Raw genomic sequence first — 25434 nt, 5'->3', positions numbered from 1 at the left:
TACGAACAAAATGCCGCGTGAATCAGGTTTGCTGTGATTTGGCTTCATAGTTCCGCGAGCTCCTGCTCGAGCAAGTTGATTTGATCGACTATGAGTGATTGAATCGTAGAACAGATTAATGGAAACAAACTTTCATTACCTGGAGCTTTGGAGCGATGTTCAAATGAAGCTACAAGTTGCCTTGTTCCGTTATCGATAGTAATAAAACGAGCATTATCGAGTCGTTCTGCTTGATGTGTCAAAGAGCTAATTCTATCTACAAGCTCCCGCGCTTTTTTCGCCCGTTCTTCCATGTACTCCAACGTCTTACGGTCCATATATCTTTCCTTTCTGCCAGCTCCGTGGTAAACTGGCGATGAGTTGTTTACTTAGTGGCCCTTACGCGACTGCCATCGCTGTATGGGTCTTTTTCATTAAATCGTTAACGGTCCGTCGACGACGATCGTCTTGTGTTCCACGATGACGGGCATGTTCTCGATATTGACGATCAATTCTTCGTCTTCATCGAACAATGCGTAACCAATGAAATTAGCTGTTTCACCATCGCCTTCCGCCACTGCGCTAATCTCGATAACTACTCGTCCATTCACTTCGTCCCCGACCGAGTATGTCCGCTGCAGGTTTTGACCTACTGTAATCGACTGAATAATCGTTCCTATTTGCACCTTCCCCACCTCCCCTCATGCGTTTTTCGAGCCCAAATTGCCGTTTTTGGCAAAAAAATAATAGAACAACTGAATCTCAAGATTAAATCCATGTGATGGAGGAGTGACTATGCCTTTCTTGAAGTGCATTAAATGCGGAAAAATTGTTCACCTTCGGGTGTATGATGTAAAGCAGTTCTATAATGAAGGAAAAGACAAAGATTTTTTATGTTACTTCTGCTTTAAGGCACCGGTAGCTGAAGATAAAAGTTAAATCATTTAATTTGTTCCGGCCACGGTCGCGGCTCCCATTCAGACCGGTTATAAGTTTGCTGTGCCCACTCGAGAGTTAGCTCATCGATCTGAAACTTAAAACCTGCGTTTTTGAGGATGGCTTCTGCAATAGTTCTGCTGTCAGCATCGCATGTGTCTTTTATCAACACCTCGCCAGCCCTCATAGCACAAACCCCTTCGCTGCTAATTGCCGATCGCGCCACACCTCGAACGGCGTTTCTAGTATCCAAGGCTGGCATGCAGCGACGTGTTCGGAATGATAGAAGGTCGCTAGACGCTCCACCAATTCGGCGGTGCTACCCGGCTCAGCTTCTGCAATAATACGGTCATGCGCGGCACGGATCGTCTCCTGTGCCTTGCTCTCTGCAATCATTCGAGCAGCTTCATGTCCTTTAAGCAAACCAGATACAAACACTGGTCCAGAAGTTAAACCCTTGTTCTTAAGCAGTTGTGAAAACATCATCAGATAATTAACTCCTCAGTTTTGAATTTAATCAACACGTATTTCAAATTCCTGTAAATGGAACACTTGTTCTGTTGCGTTAATTATATTAACGCTTTATAATGTTGTTTGTGTGCATAATATGCACGCTATAGACGTAACAAACTAAACCACAAGGTCATTAAATAATTCATCGACAGTGGTTCCTAGATAAGCAGCTAGTTTAAAAGCAAAATGTAATTCCGGGTTGGATCGTCCGTTCTCAATACTACGAATAAAACTTTCGCTCACAGCCAAATCAAGCGATACTCCGCGTTGAGATTTGCCCATCTCTTCACGAAGTTCTTTAAATCGTACCCTCTTTTGTATAACACGAGGGTCTGCTTTGCGCTTGCCCATTGTTTCACTCCTTTCGTATAAAACTAAAAACTTATGACTATAATATCAATGACGTGCATATACTGCACATGCAAATAATAGCATGTTTATTTTATGCACGTCAACATCAATTTTTCGAGGTGACTTTTATGAGTGAAACACGGAAGAATGTTGTTGGTGAACGTATTAAAGAAATGCGTAGTTCAATAGGATACACACAAGTACAACTAGGGGATAAAGTCGGAGTGGATCGTTCAAGCATCGCAAATTATGAAACCGGTAAAGCAACTCCACCAATGGATATTATGCTTAAGTTGGTTGAAGTGTTTAATTGCACTACGGATTACTTACTTGGTAGAACCGAATATAACCAAATTATTGACCCTTACGTACAAACAATCCACGAAGCTCGTTCTGATTACAATGTGACAAAAGGCTCACTCGTACCTGAGTCTGCACCTCCAGTTGAGCTAGTACAAATACCTATTTATGGAGAAATTAGAGCGGGTTATGACTCATTAGCTGAACAGAGGATCATTGGATATGAGGTTGTTTCAAAAGAAAGCGTAAGAGACGGCGATTACTTTTACTTAATAGTAAAAGGTGATTCAATGATTGAGGAAGGTATTCATGAAGGAATGAGAGTACTCGTTAAGAGCCAAAACCACTGTGAGCATGGGAAAATTGGTGTTGTCATTGTTAACGGTGACGAAGGGACATTAAAGCGTGTTTACTATGAAGGAGATACTGTTGTTTTACAAGCTGCTAATAAGGGTATCCCACCTCGTATCCTGCCGATCTATGATGTACGAATTCAGGGGCAGGTTAAAAAGGTTGAATTCGACGTATGAAGGCTAAATTATCTGTGTACTTCGATTACATAGAAGCTGAACTCGTCCCACTGTGGATGATCATTAAGTTCAAACCTGGTGGCATTGAATGGACTCAAGAATGCCTCTATATCCCAATCCACTTACCGTTTCAACGGTTTACAGCCGAAGATTTTGATGATCAGATTATTAGCCTTACAATTGCTTCAACTGAGTTAGTTGTCAGTCCCGAACGACCAAGCTACTTCGGAATTCACTTACCTGCAGTAAAACTGCGAATTAATAAATTGAGAGGTGAGTAATTTGCTCCTCAGTTTATGATGGATGATTTACAACAATTTGTAATCCAAATAAGTGATATTGAAGAAGTGCTGGACATGAACGTGATATCTAATTTTACATGGAGGAGAACATATTAACTCTAAGCTCCATATTTAGCTCATTGAGTTTTCTTCAAAAATAAAAACACGTCCCATAAAGGACGTGTTTTTGCAACTACATTTAAAATTTATCGATCAACAAAATCACGATTGATTAGTCCAGTAATACCTATCCCTTGATAACTAATATTCTTATAATAATTCCCTTGATGGCTATGTTGAAACTTTACCATTCCTGTCGCGTTGGATATACGAATACCCGGTTCCATAAGGAAAGAACTTTTTGCTACAGTGGAACCTAGTGGGAAATCGAATGTCCATTTTCCATAGCCCAACGATAATGATGAACTATCAATTACGTCGACTGTTTCTCTGGAAAAATTCCATCCTACTGATGGCATTCCTCCTGTTAGTGATACGGAGAAGTTAGCACCAGCGACAGTAGTTGTAGGCCCATAAGATAGAAGTTTTTGGTCCGGAACATACGGCTCAATAGTATGGCGAGAACCAATCTGACGAGTCTGATAACCATTAACAGGTCTTGTCTGCGTTGACGCTTTCATGTCCCATACGGCCACGTTTGTATTATTTATCGTGGTTGTTCCTTGTTTAGTGTAAGTAACAGTACTATCCAATAGCCCAGCTACTACAGCTGTACCATTACTTAACTCTGTATCACTATAGATTGCCCAATGGAAGGTATCAGTATAGACTTTTCCGTCAGCAACCTCGGCCTTAGCTATTGAAGGCAATGCAAGTGCATTAGCAAACAAAGCCAGTGCAGTCAATGAAATAGTAATCCTTTTTCTTATCATTGTTATTTACCACCCTTTTTTTATTTTTCTTTTTTCTTAGTAAAAGCATCTGTACTAATATATAATTTGTTTGCAGTGTCATCTGCATACTTCTTAATATCTTTAATTGGTGGATTAGCAATATTAGAAAAATAATAATCCATTTGATTTTCACCATTAACAGTATAGTATCCTACTGCTACTAAATTTTGATCAGGTCCAAAATCAATACTTCCTTCGATCAATGTTGAAATTTCTTCTGTAGAAATAGGCTTCCCATTTTTATGAATGAAATTATATTGCTTACTAACTTTTTCAGGCTTAATTTTCTCATTATCAGTCTTGATTTTTTCCTTAAACCATTGTTTAGGTTGAATAGTTTCATCAGCGACCCATTTTGGAGATGAAACAATTGTCTGCTCTTTATCGCTCTCTGCACTCACCATTTTCCATGCAGTGACGCTGCTTACAAGCACAAGACCAGCAGCTAATGATATAGATAATACTTTTTTTCTCATTTTCTTTTTTCCTCCCGTTTGTAGAAATTCGATATTATTTTTTTATAAAGCAACCAACATCATGTCCCGGAAACATGATTTGTGCAAATGAATAATAGCATCTTTTCTGGCTATGAGAATCGTTTAATATTTACCACTTTTCTGCCCAGACAGTATTTGTTACTATTAAAAAATCAATAATTGAGTGAATCTGCAAAGGGGGAGAATGAAATGGATGAGGGCTTGCTATCCCTAATCGTGTTACTTTTATTTGGTCTATTAATGTATACAATGTTTTGCGTACTTAACTATATTGGATATAAAAAACGTCAAGATAAACTTCTGTCACAGAAAATGGATCATATTATAGAATTACTCTCAAAAGAAGAAAATTGAATATTAGATCAGTAGGCTACCTATAATTGGTAGCCTATTCTATTTACGAAATATTTGAATAAAGCTGAACAAACTCTAAATATTTGAAGGTTGTTCTCTCGCCTGTTTCAGATTTCAAAGACGTTCCCTCTTTATGATACAATTTACGCTACCCTGAAACACCTTGAATGAGCGAGTTACAAACTTATATTTGTTCCCACCTACTATCCACAAATAAGGAAAAATCTTTCGCTCCTTCGGCTGCCACTCAGCGCGCTCCCACTCTCCGTTAATGTAGTACTTCTCATAGCGATTCATCTTCTCCGTCCATTGCCGCTAACTATATACACTCCGCTGGATTTCCACGTACCACGGCGCGCCCCGCCAAATAACGAAGGCGTCCGGCTCCGGCAGCCCCTTTCCGCCGAGCTTCGGCTCTACCTCAAATATCCGAGGCGCTTCGATCCGCCGTATCTCCCGGTAAAAGTTCGCGATAGCGAGGAAGTGCCCCAGCTTCGACGAATCCTTCTTGATGCCTGGAACGGGGAAATACACGTACATACGACGTTCCTTCGATACGCCGATCCGGCCATCTTTCCGCAAGCGCAGCAATACCTCATTTGCTTCCTTTGCCGGATTACGTTTGCCCGAAAAGTGGAGCTCCGCCACATCATCCCTTGTGAGGCAGCGGAAGCGTTCCAAGTCGGCTATGATCGCCTTATCGCGTTCGATCATCTACAGCACCCCAAACTCTATGTTGTCGTCCTCTCCGCCCTCCTCGACCTCCTGCAGGGCATTGTTGTACTTCTCGACAATTTCCTCAACGTTTGCTTCAGCTTGCGGTTGGCGCTGCTTTTTCGACTTCTGAGGTGTTATTGCGCCTTCCTTGAATGGTGCTAACAGCTTCTTGGCTGCCTCAATCTTTAGATGCGGCGCCTGGACGTAGCGGATTCCGTCGAGCTTGTGGACCATAAGCCCCTTCTCGCTTTGCTTAATGCCGGCAGCCTCGCCGCTTCCGATCGAGATACGGCTGTTGATCTCGTCAGAATGACGGAAAGCCATCCGGACCGTGAGGTTATTCTTCAGCTTGCCGTCGAGTACGTCCGCATCCGGTCGCTGCATGCTCAAGATTAAGAAGACGCCCAGCGCGCGGCCGATCGCGCTGATCTCATCGATAATCTCCATGATGTCTTTTTCCTTCTTCAGCAAAGCGACCTCATCGATCGCCAATACGATATACGGCGGACGCTGGCTTTCGGGCAAATCGTTTACGTTAGACTGGCCGGCTGCGTCGAGCAAATCCCCGCGCTTCCGGAGCTCCTTCCGAATTTTGAGCAAAGTCGCATGCAGTTTCACTGCTTCGATATCGACGGTCTTTGCGATGTCTCGGAAAACGTGAAACTCGGAGCGCTTAAGATCGGCGCAATAGAGCTCGACGCGATCACCGGCCAGCACGATCAATGTCGACAAGATTGACCGCAAACAAACGGATTTGCCGCTTCCTGTCTCTCCGACAATCAGGAGATGTGGATGCTCGCACATATCGTATGCGACTGGTCCGGATCGGCTGCGCCCTGCATAAATCGGCAACAGTATCCCTTCGACCGCCTTTTGAGCCTCCTGCAGATCGTATTCAAATGGCTTGATACCTGCCTCGTATATACACAGCACAAACGTCTTCACGCTACCGCTTAACTCGATGTGCTCACCGAAAACTTGTCGGAAGAGCCAATCGCGGTCGAATACATCCTTTGGATTTAACCCCGTCGGCACAGTAAACACGATCTGCTTTCGCTCAAGCGAAGCACTCACTCGCTGCACCTTCGGATAGAAAATTACTTCCCGGACGTTCTTGCCGGTTCCGCGCTTAACCCTCTTCCCGACTTCGCCCGCTCTAAAGGCTTTGGCGATGTTACGCCGCAGCTCAGTCTCCGGCATTGTTGCATAAGCAGTCCATGAGATGTAAGAGCTGGCGGCGATCCCCGCGATCTTGGCGACTACAGCCAGCCCCGAACCTAATAATAGCAATGGATAGACAACTCCTTCCTACCGCAGTAACTGCCGCGACAATTACCGAGGACTTTACCGAGGTATCAATACCGCGGATATACAAGCAGAAATGCTTGATATGGCTGGATTTTGAATTTTGTTTCGAAGACTGATGACGACGGAGGAGGAAGAAGAACGAAGAAAGAGCGGCGAAGCCCGCGAACCAGTATGCCCCATTCGGGCGAAAGTATACATGGGATCAAACGAATATTTTTACAAGCATGTGGGCAACCGGTCCGGACACAGTCTCGAACAGATAACAGGCATACACCCCGAGCACCGCGGCGACGCCGACCAATGCCCACCCTACAAAATCAGATCGAGAAGCTGCGCGAATCATACGTACACCCCGAACGCACGGGCGATCGTACGCAATCCGCTCCACCAAAAATCCATTGCGATATAGGCGCAGCCCACATAAGTGATGATCTTGACGAAAACAACCTTGTTACCGTGCCCGTGCTCCTCCATAAGCCTGCCTACAAACTCACTCGCGATCACTATGCCCGCGATCTTAAATGCCGGTAGCAATATTTCCATAATCCATCGTCCTCCTGTAGATAAAACCCTCTGCGTTAAAGTCATCCACGACCGCAGGAGCGGCCTTTTGCGGCTCTTGAGCAGTTGCTCCCACCGACTGCTCCATATCCCGTTGTATCAGCCGCTTGAGGTAGCCTGAGCGGTTTGGGAAGCTTGAAGCATGATAGTATAGGCGTTGCTGATAAATGTCGTTCCTGCTAAAGCAGACCTGTATGATTTCGACATCGCGCTGCTTAGCCATATAGCTTCCTCGCGATCAGATAAAATGAACGTACGTTTGCCGTCACTGGATCGCCGGAAATGACCTGCACCTTCGGGAAATAAGCCCGCAACGCCTCCCGTAATGCCTCCGCTCCACCTCCGCAAAGATAAAGGGCATCACCCTTCCCCCACCCCGCCGCAAGCGCCCTGATGGCGATCTGACGCCCGAAGGCAATCGGATCGACCGAACGAAGCGTCTCAAGGCCTGAAGTTAAAGTGAAGCTGCCACGATCGTTAAATCGACGATCAATCAACGTACCAAAGTTTACTGTGCCGCTGCCGATGTCGATAACGCGGACCACGCCACTGCCCGGCACGAGCAGACCCGCCGTTACGCCTTCCGCCGCAACCTCGCAGCGTGTTATTAATATCTGCTTTTGACGGCCGTTAACAGTCAGCTCGTGCCGACCGAGGACCATCTCCTTGATAAGCTGCTTTTCCTCTGGCGTGTGCATTTTAATCGGCTGCCCGACCACGATCTTATGCTCCATACCTTCCCGCTGGTGTAACGCGATGAGGATCCGGAGCAGAGCGTCTGGATGTGCTTTGCTGTCGCCCTTCCTACTCTCAGCACACTCGCTCTCATGTAGCGCAAGCGTGCCGGCGAAGCCGCGCTGCCCTCGGTATTGCCACTCAATGTCGTGCTCACCCTGCTGATGGTTGATATTGCGCTCCCGCCAGTCGTAACCAATCACTGAGGGAAACACGCGGGCCGTGCTGCCGTCGAAAAGCTTGGTAGTGTGTCCGCCCGCGTCAATTGCCAGTATGCTCATGCTGTCGATTCCTCCTTACGTAACCAGTTAAGGAACAGGACTGGCGCCGAATCCTGTCGTTGTGTATCTGGTTATGTAAGCATCCTATGGGTTACTGCTTGCACAATGTGCTAAAAATATTCATAGAGCATGTATATTTTTTACTAGACTCGTCCATCCTGCTGCTATAACGAGCTCGATGGAGGAGATTTTTTATGGCATGGAGTGCTCAACTAGGAAGATCAAGAACGAAGTTAGGCAAATGGCTTGATAGGAAAGAGATTTCACAATCTGAACTCACTAAATGGAGTGGAGTAAGCAGACCTACGGTGACGAAGCTCTGTGGAGATAATGAGTATAAAGCGACTGGTCTTACAAAACGAAATATTATTGCTGCCCTATTAAAGAAGGGGTATGACGTTGAAGAACATGATTTTTGGTAAGAATGAATGATAAGGAGGGATATTTATGAACACAGTTTGGAAAGGCGCAATCAGCTTCGGCTTGGTCCATGTGCCTGTTAAAATGTTTACTTCAACCGATGAAAAAGACATCAGTTTTCGAACATTACATAAGACTTGCAGCAGCCCAATCTCGCAAACACGAACATGCTCGCACTGTAATACCAAAGTTGGAACAGATGACACCATCAAGGGCTACGAGTATGAAACAGGAAAATTCGTTCTCTTCAACGAGGATGAAATTGATGCACTAAAGCCGGAGTCTGCCAAGGTCATACAGATTATGAGCTTTGCGAACCTCACAGAGATCGATCCTATCTATTTTGAGAAAGCTTACTACCTGTCACCTGATATGTCCGGCGGAGGCGCATATAACTTGCTGCTCGAAGCTATTCGGCAGTCAGGTAAGATTGGAATTGCAAAGGTCTCAATTCGGAGCAAGACCAGACTTGCAGCCATTCGTGCGCTTGGAAACTGCATCTGCATGGAGACGATGCATTTCCCCGATGAGATCCGACCTCTGACTCAGGTGCCAAACCTTCCCGCTCAGATAACAGTCAGTGATAACGAACTGCAAGTCGCGCAGATGCTTATTAACCATTTATCTGAGGCTTTCCAGCCTGAAAAATATACGGATGAATATCGAACAGCTCTCCTTTCCGCAATTGAGCGAAAGGTATCTGGTCAAAGTCTCGACGTCGTGGAAGCTCCGAAGACTGGTACGACAAACGTTCTCGATCTTATGGCCGCGCTGCAGGCAAGTGTTGAAGCTGCAAAGCCAAAGGGTAATGTTTCATGATCAGCATGTCTCTACCAAAAGAGCCGATGGCGCCGATCGCATCGCCTGATATACCTATCGGGCCCGAATGGGGTTATCAAATCAAATGGGATGGCGTCCGCACAATTGTCCGCTTAGATGGCGAAGGTGGAGTCGAGATATACTCCAAACGTGTTGAGCAGCGTAACAATCGTTACCCCGAGATTGTCGCGCTGCTTTCTTCTTTGCGTATCGGTCCGTGCGTGCTGGACGGAGAGGTTTTGTATTTTGATGGCACGAAACCTAATTTTCAGCGAGTGATGTCCGGCATCAACCGTAAACGGTTTGACGAGAACATTATTTATGTCATGTTCGATCTGCTCTATGATAACGGCATCGACATCCGCCATCTACCTTTTAGCGAACGATTTAAACGACTACAGACTATTTTCCCCGAGAAGGAGAAACGGGTATTTGTAACGGAGCTGCATAGTGACGGACCTGCATTATGGAATTGGGTTGAGGAACGCGAATGGGAAGGAATTGTTTCAAAACGGCTCGATAGCCCTTACGTTGAAGGGAAGAAACATCAGTATTGGTTCAAGAAGAGGAAAGAGTTGCAGATCGTTGCGGATGTGGTGGGGTTCAAGCTTAGGAAAGGCTATATATCAAGCCTTGTCTTAAAGTACGAAGAACGATACATCGGACACGTTTCATTAGGGCTTGATGTTGCATCTAAAAAGGTTCTCCAGCAATTCATGCAACAGCATCCAAGTGAATGTCCTTTTCAGAGCCTTACTCCCGGCATGAAGAAATCTGATGTAGCTTGGATTGCCGTCCCCTTCCCTTGCCGAGTAGCTGCACTTGAGTTTACGGAATCGGGACTATTACGTCATCCGAGAATCCTTGGTTTTGGAGACAAATAAAATATAGTGCCTTAGTTGGTTGGACTTCGTACTTTTTATCTTGAGTGGCAGTTTATTATATGTATTCCAGTCCGATTTCCGACATGTCCGAGAATTTTAATTTTGACATATGTGTTATTAGTGTTACAATTGATTAAAATTCCGGCGCTGTCCGAAGAGGAGGCAACTTATGCGTTCAGATTATGTAATCAAACTTATTGAAGCTTTCAACAGTAACGATGCCGAAAAATTCAAAAAAACAGTAATAGAACTTTCTGAGGAGGAGGGCAAAAAAGGGAATGTACAATTGTCTGAAAAGATAATTTCAACACTAAATATTAATATTACCAATTCAAAACAAAAACCAACAAATAAAGCTTTAGATAACAAGCATTACGCGCCATCATCAGGATTGACGATGTTTGAGCCTTCCACTAATTACACACCTAAAGACAAGGTCTCAAACAATAGTCTAATTGACTGGCATTATCCTGAAGATATAAATATTGATAGCATTATTCTAAGTAAACAACTAACCGACCAAGTGGATTCAATTAAAAACGAGTATTTTAATCGGGATAAATTATTCGATATCGGATTGACATTTGAAAATCGCTTACTCTTATGCGGGCCACCAGGATGTGGTAAAACATCTACCGCTTTCTCACTTGCTAAATCATTGAATATTCCACTTGCATATGTGAGGCTTGACAGTCTAATTTCTTCATTGTTAGGTCAGACTGGAACAAATATCAGAAAGATATTTGAATCCGTTGAGAAGAAAAATGTAATATTGTTCCTTGATGAATTCGATGCAATTGCAAAAAAACGCGATGATAAACATGAACTAGGCGAATTAAAGCGTGTTGTAAACACTCTTCTTCAAAATATTGATTTACTTTCAGATGATGTTTTTCTGATAGCTGCAACCAATCATCACAGTTTATTAGATTCAGCTGTTTGGAGAAGATTTCATACTGTTTTATATTTAGAAGTGCCTGACCTAGAAATGAGGGTTAGTTATCTTAGACAACAACTTTCAAAATTTAATGCATCTTATGATGCTGACATTAGTAAAATCGCAAATGTAACCAAGGGTTTTAACTTTTCACAACTTCATGACATTGTTACAAAAACATTAAAGACCACGCTTTTTCATGAAAAGAAAAATAATATTGGTACATCTGATTTTATGAGAACTATTACTAATATGTTGTTACTCTTCAATGATTCTTATGTAGATTCAACTTTTCTACAATCGCTAAAAGGAAATGGGCTTACACTTAGAGAAATATCAGAGTTAACTGGAATTCCCAAATCAACCATTTCAGATAGAATTAAGGAGATGAGCGAAACTTGAAAGATGATTTTCCTAAAAATAGGAAAGAAAAAAGAACACATAAGGATCCAAAACCACACTTTTGGATTCCCGATAGTGAAGTAGAGTCCCTTGAGTATGTTCCCACTGCCAGACCTACTGTATTAGATATTAATCATCGAGAACATGGATCCTACTTAGCAAGTGGAATTTCTGGTATTAAAGATTTTCACCGGGAGCATAAAACACCTATTTCTGATTCAATTGTAATATTTAAAGTTGAGCTTGCTGAGGGAGACAAAGTTGATTCTCGAGGCGATTATGAAACTCTGTTTATAAAGAACAACTTAATAGTCAACTCTATAAAAAAATCAAATATCGCAGTTGTTTCTGCAACACCTTCAGATCTGGATAATTTAGATCGAAAACTAAACCTATATACTGAGAGAAATGGACAATCTTATAATTTCTTTCAATTCATAAAATCATTTTCTAAGTATGATCATACCGAAAAGACTCTACCTGAAATCACAGAAACAGCTGATGAGATGCAAGACGTTCAAATATCATTTGTACCTAAATTCAATGAATCAGTCTATTCTGTTATGACAAAATTCATTGAGAATAAAATTCATGAACAACGTGGACAATTAATTAATAGTCTAATTCTTAAAAATAACACACCTGTTTTAAGGGCTTTAATACCATCTAGTGGACTCGATCAATTATCAGATCAAGAAATTATAAATGGAATAGGAAAAACACCTTTTTTCGAAGCGAATAGTGAAGGTGGTGGTCAAACGAAGATCTCACTAGATGATGTTAAAGTTGAGTTTTCAACTGACCCACGAGACTTACCACTCATTTGTATATTAGATGATGGAATAAAACTACCCGATAGTATGATTGACTGCATTGCAGGACGATTTGTAGCTTCTGACATAAAAATTCAGTCAACTTGTATCCATGGTACAAAAGTCGCCAGTAGAGCCATCTTTGGAGATAATTTAGATATGCAAGTTAGAGATAAGTTGTTAGTACCAAAGATAAGAGTAATTGATGGTATTATAAATGACGGACGAAGTAAACTTGATGAGCAAACACTAATAAACAGAATAAGAGAAGCTGTAATTCATATTAAGGACCAAACGAAAATCTTCTGCCTTGCACTTAACCAGTTAGATCCACTTTCTGGTGATTATGTAAGTAATCTCGCATACGATTTAGACTCATTAATGAGAGAGCATAGAATTCAGTTTGTCCTCCCTACTGGAAACCACAAACTTTGGGCTGTACATAAGACTCTAAGTGATATTATTGATGATGACTCATCTAGACTCTCTGCACCAGCAGAATCTTTTTACGGACTTACAATCGGAGCTATTTCACGGGACTATCATGAAAAGAGCATTTCCCAGAAAGATGAACTTTCACCTTTCAGTAGAATAGGGCATGGTTTTCCTGGCTCGTCCAAACCTGACATGATGTATCCCGGAGGGAATGTGTTTGTTGATGATGATAAATTTTTCATTTCTGCAAATGCAGCGGCCTACGTAATTAATCACAATGGTCAGTTAGCCCAAGACTTTGGCACAAGTTTTGCTGCACCAGTAGCAGCTCTTGAGCTTGCCCTTTTATTAGCCGAAGATCCTGCTAATGATCTAGAAGTTGCTAAAGCTTTGATGCTCCATCATGCGGTGAACCCTCTAGAAGATGCTTATAGTGTTAGCCTTGATCTTAGAGAATTATATTGCAAGATTTACGGAAAAGGTATAGGGAGTTACATTAATGCAAAAGATTCATATAGAGGACGGGCTACATATATTCGCAAAGGAACTTTAGATCGATTAACAAAACAAAGAGTTAAATTTCACATGCCAACAACAATGTCCAGTCAATCTAACAGAAGAAATAAGATAGTCAAACTTACAGTGACCTGCATCTCATTTCCTCCAATAGACCAAAGTATGGGAAACGAATATTTAAGAGGCTTCATAGATACTTCATTGCATAGAATTAATTCTAATGCTACATTAGTAACAGACAATCCATCTGGAAGAGAAGGAAGAAAACAGTGGAATAATGTACATCATTTCAACCAAGTTTTCGCTAGTTTTAATCCAGGAGATTGGCAAATCTGGCTCCAGCTATATACAAAACCTGAACTATTAAATGAAGAAGAAGTTGAGTATGTTTTAATAGTAACCATTGAAGATTTAACAAATTCAGATGTAGATGTTCATGGTGGAATCTCAACAGAAACAAAAACTCGGTTTCATATGCTTTCAGAAGTACATGTTGACGATGACGTTACTTCAGAAATTGATGACGAGTAAATGTTAGTTAATTATGAAGGGAGATTTAACAATGGTAGAAAAAGAAAAGTTTGTACTAATGATGCCTTTAATCGAAGAAGAAAGTTCAACAACAGATTATTACCCTTCTTCAGGTATGAGCGCTGCTATTGATTCAGTTCCTGTTACTTATGAAGCTTTGGCTGGTTTTGTCGAAGATTTTATTGGTTTTGAATTAGATAACATTGAAATTCATGTAAAAGGTGTAGCTAAATCTGGTGGTCTTACTCAATTCATTGTAGGACTCGAAGGTGAAGCTGGAGTAAAAATAACTCTTAAAAGAAAGTAGTGCAACAAAATATCCCTGAAATAGCAGAGCCCACAGACCCTTAGGTCAGTGGGCTTCGTTATTTTATTTAAGCAATCCTAGTCGATCCAATATGACAGCCAGTTGCTCTCTTGTAACCGTCTGACCGAGACCAAATATGTCCGGCTCGACTCCGGCGAAGATGTTGGCTTTCGCCGCCTTCTCAATCGATTTCACCGCCCAATGGTTTGCAGGAACATCGCTAAATGTCGCAGAAGGTGTTTGCAGTGGATCACCCTGAACGATTGGAGCAGCGTAATTATAACCAGCAAAGACGCAAAACGCATTGATCACCGCTTCTGCGTATCTCTGCCAGTTAGATTTAATCCGTACGGCGTCAGCTACATTTGAACAGAAACCATACTCGATAATGTTTGTTGAAACGTTTCCGGTCAGTCGATGCATGAAATAGTAATCTCCTCCGCTGCTATTTGGTTTGGAGAAGGTCGGCGTCGGCCGCGGCACTTGCCCAGCACCCCGCAATGCTTCGACGAAGGCTTTTGCAAGCTTTCCATGGTTATACACGCTGTGTATGACCTCGGCGCCAGCAGCGTCCGCAGAAGCGGCAGCGTTGATATGATTGCTGATGCAGTATTTCGCACCGCTCACCTTAACGATATTTGTCCTTTCATCCGATTCAAGGGATATGTCCGTCGACCTTGTCAGAGAAACCGGAACACCAAGAGCCTTGAAGCGTTCAAACTGGTAAAGCGAAATCTTCAGCGTATATTCTTTCTCGATGATCCCGTTCCCGCTTGCTCCCGGATCGGTGCCGCCATGCCCCGGATCGATAATCAGTACTGGTATTGTCATTTCCTTATCTTCCCCTTTCTTCACAACGAGTGCCGCCCCAAGATTCCGCCCCCAGCCTGTCTCCTGCGGCCACAAGTACGAGCTGCCTCCGCCGTCACCGTTCAATGCATCCACACATCCCAGCTTAATCATTAGCGCAGCCAACTCGTCGAGTGTAAGCTTGTTGTATGTCCGCGCAACCACCAGCTTGCCAGATGCTGTCACGCCTGCTGCCGTACGGTAATTCGGGCCGTGCCATATATCCGAGGCGAGTTGATCTCGTTCGATCCCCTCGGCAACAACGTTTTTCCCGTCCTTGAGGAGAGGCGGTGATCCTTGCAGAGCCCATAGTGCATTAGCTGGGGCTTTCCCGATATGCAGGGACTTGTCCGACAGCATGTAGAGCTCGTCTCGCGCTACAGTCTTCGGAATATCCGTGATGACGACTTTATTATCAACAATAACGCGTCCGATCGGAACGCCGTTGTTAGTATCCGCGTAGTTGAAGTTAACGGCAACGTCCGCGCCTTCCCCCAACTCTTTGACCGTCTCCCCGATCTTAAAAGTTGCATGGATGTCGTCGAAAAGCGGATCGGCGACGGCATATGCAACGTCAAAACCGCTTATCTTCCCACGCTGCAGCATGTTATTCATCCTTCTCGGCCGCGTCCTTCGCCTGTTTAGCAATCTGATGCCCAAAGACAGCAAACGCTCCCGCCAGCACGCCTTGAACGACAGCCTCAGCGCCAAATCCCTGAATCCAAATCGTAAAGGCGACAGCAACCACCGTAACAATGTACACGATCGACCAATTCGGCACGCCGGGCGTTTGTTTGAGTACGTACCCGATAACCCAGCAGGCAGCGACAACAACTAGTAATTTAGGATCAATGAGTTCAAAAATAGCTGACCATTCCATTCAAATCATCCTCTCATATTAACTTCCGATTGCCTTCCAAAGTAAGCCGATCGCAGTCAGGCAAAGCCCAATTGCAGATAGAGCTGCACCTATTGCCCAGCGATGGCCGACCTTCATGTCATCAATTCGTTTGTCGATTGCGTCAGCTCGATGATGGGCTGATTTAGCCCGCTGAGCGGCCTCTTTAGCAACGTCATCCGATTTATCCAACTTATCGACGAGTCGCTGCACACTAGACACCATCTCGCCGATAGAGCGATTATTTTGCTCTTGCATCACCTCAAGGCGGCCAACCTTTACGGCGATATCATTTATCGTTTGTTCTTGGGTCAATATGGTCGCCTCCTCAAATAAATAAGCCCCGCGGCAGCGGAGCTTATGAAATCATTTGAATTAATACAGTTTCGCGCGCGATTTCATCAACCTTCGTTTCAACGAAATTATCGATGATAGAGTTGCCGATTTCGGTTGCGAGCGCAACGTCCATTGCAACGAAGCCTGATTGTGTAGGGTCGTGTTTCTGAAGTACCGTCAGCTTGCCTTCGATATAAACTAGAATGATTTCACCGTCAACGGGAGCGTCTGCAAGAATCTGCTGCGGTTGGATTCCGTTGATCGTCGTAACCTTATCCCACAACACAAGCTGATACTTCGTTCTCTCAGCAGCACGCGCAGCCGACCAATCAAACTCGCTAATATACACTTGGCATTGCGTAAAGCTCTTTGTGCTGCCATAAATATTTTTTGCCTCTCCGAAAACTTGCAATGCATTTATCATGTGAATGCCTCCTAGAGATTAATTTAACTGAATGTTAAAAGTGAGTTTTGACGTGTGCCATCTACCGAAGTCCCGTTTGTCATAACCATTTCTTTATTATCTGGACTAGTAGTATAGCCAGATCGGTGACGTGCGGCAGGTGCATCAGCTAATGTGGTCCATGAATTTGTAGCCACCACATAAGCAGACGTCATAAGCAGTGCAGTACTATACTGAGTATTTCCAGCCAAAGTAGATCCCGATGCGCAAATCAACATTCCGTTGATAGAACCTGATGCGCCATAGTAACGTTGAGTAGGCATTGAAATGCCATAACTCCATGTGTTGGTAGATGGATCGTATGTTGCAATTGCTGTATTTGATGTGCTACCGCCAGTGATGTATAACTTACCATTAACGACAGCGTTGAAAGCAGATGACCGAGTTAAGTCAATGGATGCAATAGCAGACCATGTGTTAGTAGCAATCTCATACGTGTGAAGACTTGAGATGTTGTTGTTACCGATTCTAATCAGCTTTTGAGAAGATAGCCTAGTAAAAACCGTAGGAACTGACGATGGAGACACGGTCAATAGTCCAGTCCACGTATTTGTATCATTGTTATAGCTGCTGATATTGCTAGTAATATAGAGATACATTAGATTGTTTCCAATGGACGTACCTAAAGCTGAGCTGAATCCAGAAGCATGATTTGCTCCGTTAGACCATGTATCGGTTGCAACATTATAAAGTCTATGAACATTTGTCCCTGTAGAGGAACTATTTTCGCCGCCTACTACATGAATATACCTATCAGACCATGCAACTCCGGGCAAAGTAGTAGCAGATCCACCAGCTGTTCGTATACGCCATGCGTTGTTAAAGTACGTAATAAACGGGATCCACGATGACCCGTCCCAAATCTTCCCGATTCGTTGAGTCCATGCAGAGCCATCCCAAACATTTACGGCTTTAGGCACTGACCAAGCAGATGAACTACTTCCTCGTATCTGAGGCATTCGCTTCGCCTCCTAGACGCTCATATCGATCCATATATCGCCCGTAGCCGGACTCGCAGGCGCCGTCGTAGAGACCGTTATCTTGTTGTTTATCTTGGCCGATACCGCTGCAGTTACCGTATCGAGCCGTGCTATATCGTCCGTAGCTGATGGGGCTGCCACCTTCGCACGTCCGGATGCGTCTCGCATCATTAAGCGACTTGCTGTTGCAGCGCTAGTTGCGGAATGTGGAGAGGTAAGGGCCGCGTGATCATCAATTGTCTGCTTAATCGCAACGTCGTCTGATGCACTTGGCGCGGAGACCTTTACACGCCCGTTCGCATCGCGAGCCATAAGACGATTCGCTATCGCGGCGCTGACAGCTCCATGAATATCTGCGGTCGCATCCATATGTGTCTTTGCTGTCTCAAGATTCGTCGCTGGCGCAGTAAGTGCGCTTGCTTTGCCCGTTATCCCCTTGATGAGGTTTAAGAGTCCTGATAGCAAGGCAGTAATCGTTCCCGTAAAGCTAGCAGCAGTCGTGTCATTAACAGTACGATTCCCGATTACGGAATCCGTCGCTGAGCCCGCCGATCCGGCTCCTGTGGCTACGCCATTGAGTTTAGATTTGTCGGCGGCGCTCAAAAAGCCTGCTGCCGATGTCGTAGCCAATGCGTGAGCCGTTCCGCCTGATCCTGTGTGATTGCTCAACGCTTCACTTAAATCACCGATGGCCGTATCAAATTCTTGAATTGTGACAAAAACGAGCGATTCGTCAATAATCGCACTCACGTTTGATGCATTACCTGTAAGGACTTGCACAACGATATGAGACTCAACTAAATCCGCCCCGCCTCCTGGAGCGATATAGTCTGCTCCTGCGCCAGCATTGCCATAGCAATAAAGGATTTCACCGAGGTCGGGATCATTGGCAAACACGCCGAGCTCACGGAAGTAAAAACCCGTCGTTATCTCGCTATTCGAATAGCTTGTTCCTACAAGAGCCTTCCCGCCTGTTTGTGGCGTCAGTCTTGTAATGGACAGGTTCTTCTTCAAGCTGATCATTGCCGTTAGGTTCGGAATTGTCGTCCCGCCGAGGTTGCCGTCACCCATCGCAATCTTCGTATAAACGAGAGGTGCTCCCGCCTGTACTTTCCCCTGTAGCGCTAAACCTCGATTTGTAAGAATCAATCCGTTAAAAGCGCCCATCATATCACCTGCTTCACGTTAATGTAATTGCCGATGTGCACCGCAGCCCCAATGTAAAGCTGCATATCGTCTCCGGTCGTTAATTCGATTGCCTCGAGCCAGCTCCGCGCATTCTTGACCGAGTTGATTGCCGCTAAAAACTCATCAGCCTTCCCCGCAGTTGCTTCGGGATCGCTCGTGACGATCTTAAAATAGCCGGGCTCGCCGCCATACTGAAACCATTCCTGCACCTCGCCGAGTCCGAAAATCGTTGCAATAAGATCCTCAACCGCTCCTGGTGTCCCCTTCGCCTTATGGCGAGCATAGCTCTGCTTTATAAGCTGCCGGCGTTGCTCAAGCGGCAACGAATAATCGTAAAAATCAACCTTGAATTGCCACGCAAGCTCATTGGCCTCGTCCGAAGTCAAGCTGTCGAACCGGTTGAAGTAGGTTAGCTTCTCGATCTGTTGGGTTAAAGAAGAGAGCTCGACGTCTAACGCTTGCGCCGCTGCTGCTATGGTTGGATCGTTCCGAATATTTGGCGGCAAGAGGTCCATCAGGCTGATGCTTTGGATATTAATCATCTGTCAGACCTCCGTAAGTCACTGTCACTGTTCCGGCAACCGCAACCTCGTTATATGCGATCGCGGCGTACGCAGGGCTTGTTACATTAACCCTGTGCGCCCCTGCTTGCATAATGCGAGTTATAAGCTCGGATGGGTTAATATCTCGACCTAGCTTTGACTTTTGCCAAAGGATATAACTGTCCACTGCGGCAGCAACCCGTGCTTGTATTGCGGCCAGTTCTCCGATTCTTTCTTGCAGCACCCAATAATTAAACGCCACGCTAAATGAAACAACTGCAGGCGCTTCTACCGTCACCTGATCGCTCAGCGGACGACGTGTGCGGTCATTAACAGCAGCGTCGACGAGCTCGATCAGTCCCAAACCCGGGATCTCGCCGCCTTCCAGCAACGGGACGACGACAACTTCGCACGGTGCAGGAGAATGAACGGCCACATCCACGATTGACGAGCTTGCCGATTTTGCCCAATGCTTGTAAGCTCCACTAGGGCCAGCTACGGAAAACGCCTCGGGAGCGCTTCGAATCCGCTCACGGTACGCCTCATCGTCCTCTACATCTGCTCCTCCGCTGCTGCCCGATAGGTTGGTAACACTGGCAACATAGGCTATCGGATCGACAATTTGATTGATCTGACCGCTTACGTAGCCGTTACCGAGGGAGCCCGCCTCTGTACAGAGCGCGAGGACTTCCGCCGTCATCGAGCCGGACGCGATCTGAACGAGCGAGGATGTAGCGAAATAACGTTTTGGGTCGCTAGTCGTGCTGGCCCGCGTCCCTGCCGGTATAGTTACAACGGAGGTCTGTGGCGCTGAAAGTGTAAAGCGTAGAGTAACCGCAGCTTGAGACGCCGGAAGCCGCCCCGTCCCCGCGAAAATGCCCATATGGTCCAATATGTCACTGCTTGCGTATCGCAACAGATTTTGCTTAGCCGTCAGGTTTATCAACGTCCGCTGCTGCACGATGATGCTCGCAAGAGATAATAAAAAGAGGCGTACAGGGTCGCCGGGGTTTACCGTTCGACCGCTGATCGCCTCATAAGCAATTACTAAATTATTCGCTGTAACTGTGACATCATCGCTCACATACTCAATTTCGGGTAAATCGATAAGGGCTGTCATTAGCCGCCGCCCTCCTCTCTGATGTTGATCTGAACTATCGGCTTAAGCTGACCGAGACTCTGGTCTTCTTCGAATAAGACTTGAAGAACCTCGACCCGTGGCTCGTATGTCTGAATTGCGGTAATGACTGCACCCGTCAGCCTAGCCTTTGCGACAGGAAGCGGTTCATCTATTGCCGAAATGTCGATCCCAAATTCTCGATCCATAGGTACGCTGCCTCTTGTTGTGCCGAGTATAGTTCTGATGTTTTGAATAATTGCTTCTTGAGGCGTCGGGTCAAAGCTAATTGGAGCCGGAGCGCTTGTAATCTCAATCATTTGACGTATTCCTCCAAACTGATCGTTACGGTGGCGGTGATAACATTGCCTGCGCTGTCGATCGTCTCAAATGCTTGTTCAAGGCCGGTGATTATCCAAAACCCTGTACCGAATCCCTTGCCCCCGAGGATTAATGTATAGGCGCCAGCGTCACGCTCCATATTTCGAAGAACGTCCATTTCTTTTCGCGGATTAAGACCATATGCGACATCGAAATGCATCGTAAATGAGATCGTATCAAGTCCTTGCCCGACATACTGAGTCAATGGACGGCGCCCTATTACTTCATGTTTGGCCCATCGGCTCGCAGCAGTCCGCGTTAAGCCATCAAATGTACGAATTGTCTGCCCGGACACGACGAATACGACAGGACCAAACGAGCCAAGACTGCTCATGGAAGTAACCCCCCATGAGTAATTGTACCGCTAACAACAAGATCGCCATCAATGCGCACCTTACTCGCCGCTTTTATCTTGAGCTCGCCCGCAGTCTTGTCATAATATACGAAGCTGCCGTCAGAAAACCATGTTCCAATACGAGATCCAATTAGATTAGGCGGCGGTGAAAGTTCCGAGTAATATGCTCCTAAACAAATACCCGCACCACCACCGAATAATAAGCACAACACACTTTCGCCGACTTCCGGCAAGGCGTATGAGCCGGGCGTAACTAGCAGCGGCAATTCCGGACTAACAAGATCGTCTGAATCCGGAAATGTGACCCTGATCGCTGCCAATGCAGCATTAATCGTTGACACCCTACCGACTTTAATTTGTCCCTGCACGCTACCACCCCAATACCCTTCTTATTTCAACATCCGTTGTAAAGCCAGCACTGCCAACGGAATGCGTTGCTCGATCAATAATATACTTACCGTCGTAAGTCCCCCAGCCGGACAAATCAATTGTCAGGCCGACTGCCATACGAATGTCCCCTACTAGTGTGAGGTTAGCCCGCCCGAAATTCTTATTCTCTTTCCGTAATAGATTCTTAGCAACGCGAAGCGCCTCCGCCTCTGAGCCGACATTCTCATTTACCTTAAGAATAGGTCCGTTCGCTGGCGCCCCGGATGGTGTGTATAGCACTTTATACTCCTTACCTTTGGCAGAATCACTATAGGTTAGCTGACAAGCGCGGTACGCGGATGCGCTCGCGCTCCATTCAAATCCATAGCTAACGACCGATTTCCCCTCTCGGGTAAGCATAGCGACCGCCGCGCGCTTCTCATACGCAACCTCGTCAAAGAGGACCAGATTTCCCGAAGCTGCCTTGACAGCAATGCCCTCTTTAATACAAAGCTCAACTAAAAAGGAAAGATCAGTTTGATTAGACTGTTCGAGACGCTCGTAAAGCGGATTGTCCGCAGCCTCATACAACAGCTTCAGCTTGGAGCGCTTCGCAATTTCGTCTGCTACCGTCTTAAGCTTCACCTTCTCCCAGCCTTTTGACCGCGCCTCTCGCTTTACAGTTGTGCCCGAAGGTAATGCCAGCGCTTTGATTTGCACAACATCAGGAGGCCCGCTGAGGCTCACAGAATCGACCTCAAAAATTCCGAGTGGAAGACTAGCAATCTCGTTGCGCCCACTCCAGTCTATTGTTCGGATGCTGGCTGCAATGGTATCACCGTCCACCGGATTCCATGGACCTTGCCACTTCCGCTCCCGATCCTGCAAGGAGATTTGTAAATCGTCAATCTGTCCCGATGGATTGTCGGTATAAGATAGGTCGAGCAGTGACGCTGCGATTGATCCGGATATGTCTCGGCCGTTGTAGCTAATTATTACTTCCGCTCTGCGCGTCATCCGGATCACCTCTTCCAAGGCGGTAGATCCGCCGATGTTACCGCTGGCGTCTCGGGTATTGTCAGACGTACGCCCGAGGAAAATACGACTGTCTTGGCATGCTGCGGGTTAGCTGCAACCAGTTTCGGCATCATAAGCGCCGAGCCGTAAAGCCTGTACGATATTAAGTCCCAAGTGTCGCCTTGTATTGTACTGTACATCATACCATCGACACCCGCCTTTGCTGCTGCTGCATATCCCTATACCATCTTTCAAATCGTTGACGCTCTTCACCAAGCGCTTGTTCGACTTGGCGTTTTGTTTCTGGGCTGCTGCCTTGTATTGTAATATTCGGCGCCCACGTCACACTAGGAATCACGCTGCTGGCAGCGTCATTTCCCATACTTCGGTTTGCAGCGGCCAGCAGGTTATGCGACCTTTTGCTGTTATTCTCGGGAATGATCCATTCATTACTACGCCCTTCACCGACCCAAGCCAGCTCCGGCTGCGTGACATATCCGCCAGTTGCATAGCCATTCAAGGGCTTGTAATAATCTTTCTTACCAGAGGGAAATGACTCTCTATTCGTTACTGAGTACTGACCAAATTGATTTTGGCTGAGGTCACTCGTAGGTTTGTATCCACCTGTCGGAACATACTCTTCCGGCTTGCCCTTCAAAGCATTACCGATTTGAAAACCAGCATTCAATTTAAGAAGCCAGCCCCACTTAGACTTCTCGGCCATATCGACCATCGTAGCATCAACAGTATTCATCATATTCCACAACGCAGTACCGATAACATCCGAATTAGCTTCGATTGTATCTGCGATCGTGAATACAATTTTTTTGGTGAAGCTCTTAAATCCATCCTCGCCGGATGTTGACCACCAGGTTTTGAAAGATTGCTCTATATCATTGAAGACGAATGCAACTTTACTTTCGAAGCTTTCAAGCTTTTGGAAATCAGGATTGTTAATGAAATTGGTGTGAATGTACTCGTTCACCTTGTCAATTGCATTCGTCACGCCATCGGCAATCATCGGAGCGTACTTCTCGGCAAAAACTTTCGTAGCATCGGTGAAATCCTCCATATACGGCAACAACTTTTCGCCTATCGGTAGCAGCAACTCCGTTTGAATGGTTCGACCTATTCCTTGCCACGCCTCGCCGATCGTATTGTATTTGACGTCTGAAACCTTTTCCATCGTATTTAAGGTCTTATCGAACTGCTTTCTGGCCTCGCCCATTGCCTTAACGACGTCTTTTTCCAGGTCCTCAAATTGCGTTCCGAACAACTCAACGCCAAGAGTATTTTTCTTGACAGGGTCCTCGATGCTGGAAATTGCTTTTACTACCTTTTTGAAGGCCTTCTGCGCTTCTGGCCCGCCTTCAGCAAAGATTCGGCTCATTTCCTCTGCATCCATATTGATTGCTTCAAAAGCACTCACCGATGTTTTCGACATGTCCTTCGAGCGAATGTTAAACTCCTTAATCGCGTCACCGACTTTGTCGAGGTTAAAAGCGCCTGCTTCAAGACCGGCGCCGAAAGTATCAAACATTTGGTCGGCCGTAAACCCGAGAGAAGCGAAGTGTGGGGCATATTCGTTCGCACTATCAAGGAGTTCATTCGATTTGTTCAATCCTTTCTGAGCGCCTTGAGCAAGCAAGTTATAAGCTTGTTCACTTGTCGTTCCGAAGTTCTTGAACATTGTGTCAGCAGTTTTAACAGACTCCGGTATATCTTCACCAAATGTATCGCGGAACGCCATTGCGTTCATTGTCGTGCTCTCCAAAGCCTTACCGGTATGCTTCGTCACCTGTTCGACCAAACTCATTGACTCGGCAATATCATAAACATTTTCACCAATCCCTTTGGTGTAAAGGTTTTTAGTGATTTGACTAAACTCTTTCATTTCGGATTCCGTGGACCCGGTAGCAGCGGCCACTTGAGCCATTGCGGTTTGATATTCATCAGCGAAGTTGTAGACGGCCTTCCCGGCCACTCCAGCTCCAACACCGACAGCTAAAACAGCTCCGCCAGCAAGCATAGCCGGACCGCCGAGCATCCCCGCTAAGCCGAATTTTCCTAAGCCACCGCCTCCGCTTCCGCCGTTGCCTCCACCACCCCCACCGCCTCCGTTCGGGCCGCCAGCATTTTGCAGTGCGCGCATGCGCCGTTCGAGTTCCTCGACTTCGCGCAAATACCGAGTCATGTCGTTACCGAACATGTTGCCCGGCATGCGAGTTGTAGCGACCTGCCGAAGGTTTTGGAGCAAAGCCCGCGAGCTTTGAACAGCTTCGCGCAGCTGGGTGATCATGTCACCAAACATACCGTTTGGAATTGGATTATTCCGAATCTCGCGGAAGTCTCGCTCAAGATGCTGAAGACCTTCACGTAACGGCCGAACCAGATCGCCAGATAGACGAATGGCGTTAATCGATCGTGCCTTCGTCTCGATTTCCTCGAGGTCATGCAACGCTTTGGTCATATTACTTGTATAGCTGCCCTCCAATTTAGCAGCCAGTTCAAATGCTATTTTATAAATCTTTTTATTTGACAATCACATCACCTCACTTTGGCTTCTGAGCAGCCTCCATCCACTCGTACAATTCCTCGATCGGCAAACTAAGAAAGTAG

Annotated in this window: 34 protein-coding genes; 9 read left to right on the top strand and 25 right to left on the bottom strand. The window is 45.5% G+C overall.

The features are described from left to right. Positions 1 to 44: 44 nt before the first annotated feature. The 4 genes from AC0YN0_RS09465 to AC0YN0_RS09450 form a co-directional block, all read right to left on the bottom strand. Positions 45 to 317, bottom strand: a complete 273-nt coding sequence (locus tag AC0YN0_RS09465; RefSeq protein ID WP_475821053.1) for a hypothetical protein — start codon at positions 315 to 317, stop codon at positions 45 to 47. 96 nt (positions 318 to 413) lie between these two features. Further along, positions 414 to 665, bottom strand: a complete 252-nt coding sequence (locus tag AC0YN0_RS09460) for a hypothetical protein (RefSeq protein WP_475821052.1) — start codon at positions 663 to 665, stop codon at positions 414 to 416. Positions 666 to 1098: 433 nt separating this feature from the next. Next, positions 1099 to 1401 (bottom strand): hypothetical protein, encoded by a 303-nt coding sequence (locus tag AC0YN0_RS09455; RefSeq protein WP_475821051.1) that lies wholly within the window; start codon positions 1399 to 1401, stop codon positions 1099 to 1101. A 144-nt stretch (positions 1402 to 1545) separates the two neighbouring features. After that, a complete protein-coding gene (locus AC0YN0_RS09450; RefSeq protein ID WP_475821050.1) occupies positions 1546 to 1779 on the bottom strand; it encodes a helix-turn-helix transcriptional regulator in 234 nt (77 codons plus the stop codon). Between the two features lie 128 nt (positions 1780 to 1907). Here AC0YN0_RS09450 and AC0YN0_RS09445 point away from each other — a divergent pair, with 128 nt between their 5' ends. Both AC0YN0_RS09445 and AC0YN0_RS09440 read left to right on the top strand, forming a co-directional pair. Then, positions 1908 to 2609 carry a helix-turn-helix domain-containing protein gene (locus AC0YN0_RS09445; RefSeq protein ID WP_475821049.1) on the top strand — a complete coding sequence of 234 codons (702 nt, stop codon included), beginning with the start codon at positions 1908 to 1910 and terminating at the stop codon, positions 2607 to 2609. After that, positions 2606 to 2890 carry a hypothetical protein gene (locus AC0YN0_RS09440; RefSeq protein WP_475821048.1) on the top strand — a complete coding sequence of 95 codons (285 nt, stop codon included), beginning with the start codon at positions 2606 to 2608 and terminating at the stop codon, positions 2888 to 2890. The genes AC0YN0_RS09445 and AC0YN0_RS09440 overlap by 4 nt, the downstream gene beginning before the upstream one ends. Positions 2891 to 3096: 206 nt before the next feature. Here the strand turns inward: AC0YN0_RS09440 and AC0YN0_RS09435 are convergent, their stop codons facing one another. Next, positions 3097 to 3783 (bottom strand): hypothetical protein, encoded by a 687-nt coding sequence (locus AC0YN0_RS09435; RefSeq protein WP_475821047.1) that lies wholly within the window; start codon positions 3781 to 3783, stop codon positions 3097 to 3099. 20 nt (positions 3784 to 3803) lie between these two features. Continuing rightward, a complete protein-coding gene (locus AC0YN0_RS09430) occupies positions 3804 to 4280 on the bottom strand; it encodes a hypothetical protein (RefSeq protein ID WP_475821046.1) in 477 nt (158 codons plus the stop codon). 210 nt (positions 4281 to 4490) lie between these two features. On the opposite strand from AC0YN0_RS09430, the gene AC0YN0_RS09425 reads away from it, so the two are divergent. Next, positions 4491 to 4655, top strand: coding sequence for a DUF4083 family protein (locus tag AC0YN0_RS09425; RefSeq protein ID WP_475821045.1), 165 nt, complete (start codon positions 4491 to 4493; stop codon positions 4653 to 4655). Between the two features lie 315 nt (positions 4656 to 4970). On the opposite strand, the gene AC0YN0_RS09420 is transcribed toward AC0YN0_RS09425, so the two are convergent. The 5 genes from AC0YN0_RS09420 to AC0YN0_RS09400 all read right to left on the bottom strand — a co-directional run bounded on the left by AC0YN0_RS09420 (position 4971) and on the right by AC0YN0_RS09400 (position 8257). Further along, positions 4971 to 5369, bottom strand: coding sequence for a replication-relaxation family protein (locus tag AC0YN0_RS09420; protein ID WP_475821044.1), 399 nt, complete (start codon positions 5367 to 5369; stop codon positions 4971 to 4973). Next, positions 5370 to 6662 (bottom strand): FtsK/SpoIIIE domain-containing protein, encoded by a 1293-nt coding sequence (locus AC0YN0_RS09415; protein ID WP_475821043.1) that lies wholly within the window; start codon positions 6660 to 6662, stop codon positions 5370 to 5372. It lies immediately after the preceding gene. Between the two features lie 357 nt (positions 6663 to 7019). After that, on the bottom strand, positions 7020 to 7223 hold the full coding sequence (locus tag AC0YN0_RS09410; RefSeq protein WP_475821042.1) for a hypothetical protein: 204 nt from the start codon (positions 7221 to 7223) through the stop codon (positions 7020 to 7022). Then, positions 7198 to 7464, bottom strand: coding sequence for a hypothetical protein (locus AC0YN0_RS09405; protein WP_475821041.1), 267 nt, complete (start codon positions 7462 to 7464; stop codon positions 7198 to 7200). The genes AC0YN0_RS09410 and AC0YN0_RS09405 overlap by 26 nt, the downstream gene beginning before the upstream one ends. Next, positions 7457 to 8257 (bottom strand): ParM/StbA family protein, encoded by an 801-nt coding sequence (locus tag AC0YN0_RS09400; protein WP_475821040.1) that lies wholly within the window; start codon positions 8255 to 8257, stop codon positions 7457 to 7459. Before AC0YN0_RS09400 ends, AC0YN0_RS09405 begins: the two co-directional genes overlap by 8 nt. A gap of 194 nt (positions 8258 to 8451) precedes the next feature. On the opposite strand from AC0YN0_RS09400, the gene AC0YN0_RS09395 reads away from it, so the two are divergent. From AC0YN0_RS09395 to AC0YN0_RS09370, 6 genes are all read left to right on the top strand, one after another. After that, entirely contained in the window at positions 8452 to 8679 is a 228-nt protein-coding gene (locus tag AC0YN0_RS09395; protein ID WP_475821039.1) for a helix-turn-helix domain-containing protein, read from the top strand. Between the two features lie 25 nt (positions 8680 to 8704). After that, entirely contained in the window at positions 8705 to 9496 is a 792-nt protein-coding gene (gene ku, locus AC0YN0_RS09390) for a non-homologous end joining protein Ku (protein WP_475821038.1), read from the top strand. Next, on the top strand, positions 9493 to 10380 hold the full coding sequence (locus AC0YN0_RS09385; RefSeq protein WP_475821037.1) for an ATP-dependent DNA ligase: 888 nt from the start codon (positions 9493 to 9495) through the stop codon (positions 10378 to 10380). Before ku ends, AC0YN0_RS09385 begins: the two co-directional genes overlap by 4 nt. Positions 10381 to 10549: 169 nt before the next feature. After that, on the top strand, positions 10550 to 11719 hold the full coding sequence (locus AC0YN0_RS09380; RefSeq protein ID WP_475821036.1) for an AAA family ATPase: 1170 nt from the start codon (positions 10550 to 10552) through the stop codon (positions 11717 to 11719). Further along, the gene (locus AC0YN0_RS09375) at positions 11716 to 14013 is read left to right on the top strand and encodes a S8 family serine peptidase (protein ID WP_475821035.1); all 2298 of its coding nucleotides are present in this window, start codon (positions 11716 to 11718) and stop codon (positions 14011 to 14013) included. The genes AC0YN0_RS09380 and AC0YN0_RS09375 overlap by 4 nt, the downstream gene beginning before the upstream one ends. A 31-nt stretch (positions 14014 to 14044) precedes the next feature. Then, positions 14045 to 14320: a hypothetical protein gene (locus AC0YN0_RS09370; RefSeq protein WP_475821034.1), complete on the top strand. Its 276-nt coding sequence runs from the start codon at positions 14045 to 14047 to the stop codon at positions 14318 to 14320. 63 nt (positions 14321 to 14383) lie between these two features. Here the strand turns inward: AC0YN0_RS09370 and AC0YN0_RS09365 are convergent, their stop codons facing one another. From AC0YN0_RS09365 to AC0YN0_RS09300, 14 genes are read right to left on the bottom strand one after another with little or no spacing between them, the layout of a single operon-like run. Continuing rightward, entirely contained in the window at positions 14384 to 15775 is a 1392-nt protein-coding gene (locus AC0YN0_RS09365) for an N-acetylmuramoyl-L-alanine amidase (RefSeq protein ID WP_475821033.1), read from the bottom strand. Position 15776: 1 nt separating this feature from the next. Beyond that, the gene (locus AC0YN0_RS09360) at positions 15777 to 16049 is read right to left on the bottom strand and encodes a phage holin family protein (protein ID WP_475821032.1); all 273 of its coding nucleotides are present in this window, start codon (positions 16047 to 16049) and stop codon (positions 15777 to 15779) included. A gap of 18 nt (positions 16050 to 16067) precedes the next feature. After that, complete coding sequence (locus AC0YN0_RS09355) at positions 16068 to 16382, bottom strand: hypothetical protein (RefSeq protein ID WP_475821031.1); 315 nt, start codon at positions 16380 to 16382, stop codon at positions 16068 to 16070. A gap of 43 nt (positions 16383 to 16425) precedes the next feature. Then, positions 16426 to 16827, bottom strand: coding sequence for a hypothetical protein (locus tag AC0YN0_RS09350; RefSeq protein ID WP_475821030.1), 402 nt, complete (start codon positions 16825 to 16827; stop codon positions 16426 to 16428). Between the two features lie 23 nt (positions 16828 to 16850). Then, positions 16851 to 17825, bottom strand: a complete 975-nt coding sequence (locus AC0YN0_RS09345; RefSeq protein ID WP_475821029.1) for a Kelch repeat-containing protein — start codon at positions 17823 to 17825, stop codon at positions 16851 to 16853. Positions 17826 to 17837: 12 nt separating this feature from the next. Next, positions 17838 to 18995: a phage tail protein gene (locus AC0YN0_RS09340; RefSeq protein WP_475821028.1), complete on the bottom strand. Its 1158-nt coding sequence runs from the start codon at positions 18993 to 18995 to the stop codon at positions 17838 to 17840. Positions 18996 to 19012: 17 nt separating this feature from the next. Continuing rightward, the gene (locus AC0YN0_RS09335) at positions 19013 to 19576 is read right to left on the bottom strand and encodes a phage tail protein I (protein ID WP_475821027.1); all 564 of its coding nucleotides are present in this window, start codon (positions 19574 to 19576) and stop codon (positions 19013 to 19015) included. Beyond that, entirely contained in the window at positions 19569 to 20696 is a 1128-nt protein-coding gene (locus tag AC0YN0_RS09330; protein ID WP_475821026.1) for a baseplate assembly protein, read from the bottom strand. Before AC0YN0_RS09330 ends, AC0YN0_RS09335 begins: the two co-directional genes overlap by 8 nt. After that, positions 20696 to 21013 carry a GPW/gp25 family protein gene (locus AC0YN0_RS09325; RefSeq protein WP_475821025.1) on the bottom strand — a complete coding sequence of 106 codons (318 nt, stop codon included), beginning with the start codon at positions 21011 to 21013 and terminating at the stop codon, positions 20696 to 20698. The genes AC0YN0_RS09330 and AC0YN0_RS09325 overlap by 1 nt, the downstream gene beginning before the upstream one ends. Further along, complete coding sequence (locus AC0YN0_RS09320) at positions 21010 to 21408, bottom strand: phage tail protein (protein ID WP_475821024.1); 399 nt, start codon at positions 21406 to 21408, stop codon at positions 21010 to 21012. The genes AC0YN0_RS09325 and AC0YN0_RS09320 overlap by 4 nt, the downstream gene beginning before the upstream one ends. Further along, complete coding sequence (locus tag AC0YN0_RS09315; RefSeq protein ID WP_475821023.1) at positions 21405 to 21797, bottom strand: phage baseplate assembly protein V; 393 nt, start codon at positions 21795 to 21797, stop codon at positions 21405 to 21407. Before AC0YN0_RS09315 ends, AC0YN0_RS09320 begins: the two co-directional genes overlap by 4 nt. Position 21798: 1 nt before the next feature. Continuing rightward, positions 21799 to 22815 (bottom strand): phage late control D family protein, encoded by a 1017-nt coding sequence (locus tag AC0YN0_RS09310; RefSeq protein ID WP_475821022.1) that lies wholly within the window; start codon positions 22813 to 22815, stop codon positions 21799 to 21801. A 5-nt stretch (positions 22816 to 22820) separates the two neighbouring features. Next, positions 22821 to 23018, bottom strand: coding sequence for a tail protein X (locus tag AC0YN0_RS09305; protein ID WP_475821021.1), 198 nt, complete (start codon positions 23016 to 23018; stop codon positions 22821 to 22823). Then, entirely contained in the window at positions 23015 to 25357 is a 2343-nt protein-coding gene (locus AC0YN0_RS09300) for a phage tail tape measure protein (protein WP_475821020.1), read from the bottom strand. The genes AC0YN0_RS09305 and AC0YN0_RS09300 overlap by 4 nt, the downstream gene beginning before the upstream one ends. Between the last annotated feature and the right edge of the window lie 77 nt (positions 25358 to 25434).

The sequence above is a fragment of the Paenibacillus sp. J22P218 genome (assembly GCF_056269195.1).
Note: the sequence above shows the minus strand (reverse complement) of the source record. Positions and strands in the feature narration are given on the sequence as shown.